Origin of the sequence: Posidoniimonas corsicana, from assembly GCF_007859765.1 — a bacterium.
GTDB lineage: Bacteria > Planctomycetota > Planctomycetia > Pirellulales > Lacipirellulaceae > Posidoniimonas > Posidoniimonas corsicana.
Genome location: NZ_SIHJ01000001.1, coordinates 2735803 through 2742974, shown reverse-complemented (window position 1 = coordinate 2742974; position 7172 = coordinate 2735803). Strand labels below are relative to the sequence as shown.

Below are 7172 nucleotides of genomic sequence, written 5' to 3'. Positions count from 1 at the left end.
GCTTCGGGATCACCTCTTCTGGACCGTGCTTCTTACCCTTCGGCATCCTTCTACCTCCTCAAAGGTCATGTCCTCGACGCCCGGGATTATCCCAAACGGCGTGGACTTATTTGAAGGGGCTGGGTCAATGAGATCAACGGCGAATTCGTATGGGCGGATTCAGCGGGCAATGAGATCCACTTCTATGACTTCAGCAGCAGCACACCGGCAGGCAGGGAAGGCGCCTTCAAGTCGCTGGTCAGCCCTAGCGGGCTCGTGACGCAAGTCACGGCGTGGGCCACCGATGGAGCGATCCAAGAGATACGCCGCGAAGACGCCAGCTCCAATGAGGTTGAGTCTTGGCTCTACAGCTACCTGGGCTCCTCGGATCCAAATGAAGGCCTCCTGTCGAACGTCCAAATGAGGCAATCGGACGGCAGCGGCGGCTGGGATATCGTGAGACAAGTCAGCTACGAATACTACGAGAATGCAGAAGACTACGGGAACCTGGGCGACCTCAAGTTTGCGATAATCGAGGATGGTAGCAGCGTCGTCCTCGACACAAACTACTACCGGTATTACACGCCGGGAGAAGCCGGCGGTTACGTCCACGGGCTCAAGTACGTATTTGACGCTAAGTCGTACGCCCGCCTCACGGCCGACGTGGGCGACCCGACCCTCGCCAGCGACAGCCAGGTTAGCCCGTACGCGGAGCAGTACTTCGAGTACGACGAGTACACCAGGGCCACCTTGCACGCCATCCAGGGCGCTGGCGCAACGGCCTCGGGGGGAATCGGCGAGTACACCTACGAGTACACGGTCAACAGTGAGTTTTCTGACGACTTCAACGACTGGGCCTACAAGACGGTCGAGACCCTCCCTGGCGGCAACAAGAACACCTTCTACACCAACGCCAGTGGCGCTCCCCTACTCAAGGCCTTTGAAGACGTAAATGACTCTGGAAATCCCGGGCTCGAAGGCGAGGAGTGGCTGACATTCTACGAATACGACTCCGACGGACGCCAAGTCATGCAGGCAATGTCGTCGGCGGTGACCGACTACGAGATCGATGGCAATAACGACTTGGTAGTAACGCTCTCGTCTAGCACGGGCCTCATTCACTTGACCGAGTACTACACGAGCACTACCGCTACCGACACGACCTCTGGCGGCGTTGCCAGCTTCTTCAAGGCGAGTAAAGTGCAGCAGGGCACGAGCGGCACACCTGTCTTGGAGCAGGCTCAAGACTACTACGTCCAGACCGAAAGTGGACGGACGAACGTTGTTCTGGCCTCTGATGAGGTCTACCGCAACACCAATGGCACGGGCGCCGAAACGACAAGCTACGCCTACACCTGGTTCACGGACACCGTCGCGGTCGAGTCGATTGCCGTTTCCCTCCCGGTGGCGAGCGCATCGCAGAATGGCTCCGGTTCGGCGGACGTCACCACGGCGTACCTGGACGAGTATGGACGCACGGTGTGGACCAAAGACGCCGCTGGCTACCTCTCGTACACGGAGTACGATCCGGTCACGGGCGCCGTTGTCAAAATGATCGACGATGTCGACACTGCCAGCACAAGCGACTTCAGTGACTTGCCTAGCGGATGGCAGATCCCGACGGGGGGCGGCCTGCATCTTATTTCCACAATGGAAGTGGACGGGCTGGGTCGGACAATCAAGCTTGTTGACCCGGTCGGAAACGTCACGTACACCGTCTATGATGATGACGCCCATGAAGTTCGCGTCTACGAGGGCTGGGACGCTGCCTCCTCAAACACGACCAGCCCGATCCAAGTCTACCGAGAAGATCGTCCCGGCAGCTACACGGAATCACTCACCTATATCTGGGATGATGCGGGCGGCGTGCCTGTCGACATGCAGGCGCGTCCGACGGGCGCTGAGACGCTCTCCGATTCTCGTGCGACAATCCAGTCGCTGTCGCGGACCCTCTACAACGCCGCGGGGCAAGCGGTCGCGACGCGCGACTATTCCAGCCTCGATGGCGTTACCTACTCGGCGACTCCCGATCTAGGCGTGAAGGGCGCCAATTATCTGGAGTCAGAGGGCGCGTTTACTTCCCGCGGTTGGATGGTGTTGATCGCCGACGCAACAGGGACCAGCAATCACTTGTTCTACGATGCCCTGGGACGACTGGCGCAACGATGGAAAGGGACCGACGATGTGCCGACAACCGACTACAACGGTGACAGCACCCTTGACCGAGAGGACTTTCGCTACTGGGTAGAACAGAACCCGAACGCCGTAGAAGGCCCCGCGGGGACCTCCATGTATAAAGCGGCGCTCAACATCTACGACTTTGATCAGGCGGGGGGCGACTCGAATCAGACCGAAACACGGATCTATTTCGACAGCGGCGCCAACGACTTCTACACTACTTACTACGAATATGACTGGCGCAACCGCCTAACGGGTACGCTTGAGCCCGACTATGTGGCGACCGTGTTGACGCTGGACAACCTGGGCCGCACGACCGAGAGCCAGGTGTTTGGAGGCTCTTCGTACAGCTCCAACGCCATCGTCACAGGGGACCTGCGAGACCAGATGGAGTTCCTCTACGACCAGCAGGGCCGGCTCTACGAGTCACGCGACTACGAGGTCACCGTAAACTCCTCCACAGGCGCCGGAACAGCTGGCGACTACCTCCCGACAGATACCTGGTACGACCCGCGCGGTTATGTCGCCAAGACAGTTGTCGGCGCGGGCACCTTCCAGAAATCCAAGTACGATGGGGCCGGCCGGATGGCGGCCGCGTATGTCAGTTTCGATGCCGACGAAAACCAGACCGACTACTCCGCGGCGCTTAGCGTCGCTGGCGACACCGTTATCGAGCAAGCCGAAAACTGGTTTGATGGGAACGCGCGGATGGTTGCTGCGACAACTTTCAAGCGGCTGCCGACGGATTCGACATCAACGGGAGCATTGACCGCCCTCAACTCGTACGCGTCGACGACGGCAAACTGGTTCGACGATGCGGGACGAGTCACGCATCAAGTTGACTACGGGCGCCAAGATGTTGTGGGAGCGCAGGCGACTGATTTCTACGACGTCTACGGCGATCTCATCGACACCAACTCGAACAGGCTGCCGGACGTGGTAGAGTCTACCGCCCCGGAGCCCAACTCCTCCGACAACTACCTCGTCACCAAATCGGTTTACGACCCGCGTCTGAGTGACGCCGGCAGGATTGAGCGCCAGGTTGACAACCTCGGCCGCATCTTTGAAACGCAGTACGACCTCCTGGACCGTCCAATCCGCGAGATCCGGAACTACAACGACGGCGCCGTCGTTGAGACCGACACGCGGCAGGACATCACAACTGCGTACGAGTACGACACACTCGGACGCCTCGCTACGGTCACCGCCCTCAACGCCAAAGGGAGCGGCGGGGGCGTCGTCAGCCAAGCAACTCGCTACCTTTACGAGTCGCCCACCAATGCGTTCGTGCGGACGGGAGAGGTATCTGCCGATGCAACGGACGTGCTCACGCAGGATCAGAACACACTGGTGTGGTCGATCACTACCGATAACGGAGATCACGTCACCACGACCTACGACTGGCTGGACCGTGCGGTTACGGCCACCGACCAACGCGGCGTCGTCCACGCGTACAGCTACGACGCGGCCGGCCGCTTGTCCGACGACACCGTCACAGATCTGGGGATCGGCGGGGAAAACGTCGATGGCTCGATCCGCCGAATCGCCTACGCCTACGACGATCTCGGCCGTCAGCAGTCGATTACTAGCTACGGCGATACAAGTGGCACGCAGGTCGTCAATCAGATCGAGTACGCCTACGACGGCTGGGGGAACCTGATTGAAGAGTGGCAGGCTAACGACGGCGCTGTCAACACTTCCACAACGCCGAGCGTTTCCTACGTCTACGATGACGGCGCCAGCGCGGGCGTCGCAGCCCACTTAAGACTCACCGACTTAATCTATCCGAACGGCAGGACGGTTGAGTACGGGTACGGCAGCTCTGGTTCGATCGATGACGTGCTCTCACGCGTCGCAACGATCGGCGACGGGACCAACACGCACGCGGCGTACGAGTATCTCGGCTTGGACGCCCTGGCAAGCGAAGATTACGAGGAGCCAGAGGTCAAGCTCGACTACTCAGCAAGCAACTTCGATGCACTCGACCGATTCGGCCGGGTCGCTGATCAGGTCTGGAACGACTATGGTTCCACTCCGAGCGTGCTCGACGAATACAACTACACGTACGACCGCGCTGGAAACCGCACGGCCCGCGACAATGCCCTGCAGTCCTCTCTTGACCAAGCTTATGAGTATGACGACCTCGACCAACTCGTGTCGTTTGAGCGAGGCAGCGGCTACACGCAGGACTGGGGACACGACGCGCTGGGCAACTGGAGCAGCTTCGACGACGACGGGACCGTCCAGACCAGACAGAGCAACGCCGCCAATGAGATCACCTCCATCAGCGCCGGTGCCGCTACGCCCGCGTACGACCGCGCCGGGAACATGATCACCACTCCCAAACCTGGCAACGAGACTACCGGATTGACGCTGGAGTACGACGCATGGAACCGTATTGTGTCGGCCAGCGACGGAACGACAACCGTTACCTATGAGTACGATGGCCAGGACCGGCGGATCGAACGGGTCAGCGGTGGAACCGATGAGCATTTCTACTACGATGGCGAGCAGGTCGTCGAGACGCGACTGCCGGATGGCCAGAGTGTTCTTCAACCCCACCGGCAGTACGTCTGGTCACTGCGTTATATCGACTCGCCCATCCTGCGTGACAGCTATTCAGCCGGCGTGCTTGTGTCGGGGGACCGACTCTACTACCTGTCCGACGCCAACCACAATATCACGGCCGTTGTCAATGCTGCGGGCGTCGTCCAAGAACGCTACGACTACGATCCCTTCGGCAGGGTGACCATCTATGATGTCAACTGGGCGAACCCGACATCGACGTCGTCCGTTGGCAACACCCGATTCTTTGCCGGCCAGAGCCTGGACGTCACGACCGGCCTCGTCTACGCCCGAGCTCGGTGGTACAGCACGAGCATCGGAGGGTTTGTTTCCCGCGACCCGATGGGGTTTGCCGCGGGCGACATGAACCTGCACCGCTACGTCGGCAATAACTCGGTGATCTACGTTGATCCCTCGGGGTTGTACGGAATCGGCACTCGCAGTGCAATCGGCGGTCTGGCGGGGGCTTCATCCGGTCTCGCAGCAGGTTTTGCCGCCGGCGGAGTCATGGGGGGACCTCCGGGAGCCGCAGCTGGAGCCGTTGCCGGCGCCATTGGGGGAGGCCTCGCTGGCCTGCTGGCAGGAGCATTTGCCTCCCCCAAAGCATCCTTCGGCGACATTGCTGCAGAAGGGCTCATGGCAGGTTTGATTGAAGGGATCGTCGGGGGAGCATTTGCCGGCGCGTCGGCAGCGCGCGCCGCTGCCCGAGCAGGACACGCCCCCCCAAGCACTCGCGGCGGATTCTGCTTCGTCGCTGGCACCCCTGTTCTGCAGCACGCAGACGTGGGACGGTTAGCCGAGACCCACCTTGTGCAGGTGGAAAGCGGTACGTCACACAACTCATCGATGGTCTTGGCAGTTTCGGCGACAGTTATCGCAGTTGCCGGCGTAGGTCTACCCGAATTGCACAGTCGCAAGCCAGAGAAAACTAACTCAAGCAGCAAAGCTCGCCGCCGTCAGAATTCCAGGAAGGCCCCCTTAAGGCCACAAAGTGCTGAAGCAATGGCAGAGCCGTCGAATATGCCAACCTCCGAGCGAGTTGAAGAAACTGGAGTAATAGTTCCAGGATTTAAACCGGGCTGCATTGCGTCTGAAAAGTCGTCGCTGCTTAGCCGGGCTCGCATTAAGGTTGTGTGGTTGACCTGCTGGCTATTGCTTGCTGGATTCTTCGCAATACCGTGCTTCTTCGCCGGTGATCCCGAACCAGCTATTGAGCCAACACCGGTCGCCGCATCAGTCGCAGAAACGACTGCTCCTATCGAGCAGATACAGGTTGGCGATCGAGTTACAGGCGTTTACTCGGCCGATGAGCTTGCAGGTCACACTCAGGTCGACCCCACAACGTGGCGGAAAGTACGGCTTAAGGCTGAAAGCCGTTGGGAAGATGGCACAGTCGACTTGGTGCATGTTTCGACGTTGCAGCCACCTGCCTGGGTCTCAGCACACTCGGCTGAAGTCGGCAATACCGTTCCATTGCCACTTGACCTCTTAGAGATGGGCCTTCCCGAGAATTTACAGGCCGTGGTAGTCGCCAACGAGCCCTGTCCACCAATAATGGACGGCCCTGGTCGGGTGGTATTGACTACGGTCGACCACCTCAACGACGACCTCTACGAACTTACGTTTGCCGATCAAGATGGCAAGATTGAGTCCGTTCGCACAACCGGATCTCACAAGTTCTTTCGATCAAACGACGATGCGTGGGTGTCGGCACGCGAACTCCTGCGTGACGATTTCTTGGACGGTCCCGATGGCCAGCTCCAAGTACAGTCACTTGCGCAAGTTCCAGGAGTTCACCGTGTCTACAACATGGCCGTCGAGACTGACCATGTTTATCGGGTTTCGATGCTTGGAGCACTCGTGCATAACAATGGGTGTGCCCAGCCACGACCGGATCCTGTCACTGGGAAACCTCGCAAGCCTCCTGGATTTAAGGCCGATCCGTACAACAACGTGACAGCGAAACCAAGAACTGAAGGAAAATTCCTTGACGATGCGGAGCGATTTCTGGGCGATGGCTATACTACAGGCAAGGACGGTTCCCTCTATTCGGCTGACGGGATGCGGCGAGTTCGCTTTTCAAACAGCGACTTGGCAGGACACCCTCGAAGCCCCTATGCTTCAAGTCGTGGTCCACATGGACATTTTGAGTTCAATGGAGGGCGGAATATTCACATTCCGTTAGTACCATGAGAATCGAATGTAAAATACCCGACGATCATGTAACGAATGACATACGGTGGCTAGGTGCGGAGAAGGGGGATGGAGGCTATTTTCTATACCAGTACGTAAATTCAGAAGGACCGTGCAAATGGGATAGCTTTTACCAATCCCTCGAAGATCTCGCAATTGACTGCGAAGAGATATGGGGAATTGATCCTGCCACATGGAGCGATTTAGGACCGTTGAATGACTAATCGATCCGTGCCGCGAGGACGCAGCCGATCTCA

General features: G+C 58.9%; 1 protein-coding gene. It reads left to right on the top strand.

Translation table 11 applies throughout. From position 1 onward, the window contains the following. Positions 1-255 precede the first annotated feature (255 nt). Positions 256-6915 (top strand): RHS repeat domain-containing protein, encoded by a 6660-nt coding sequence (locus KOR34_RS10500; protein ID WP_146564541.1) that lies wholly within the window; start codon positions 256-258, stop codon positions 6913-6915. Positions 6916-7172 lie beyond the last annotated feature (257 nt).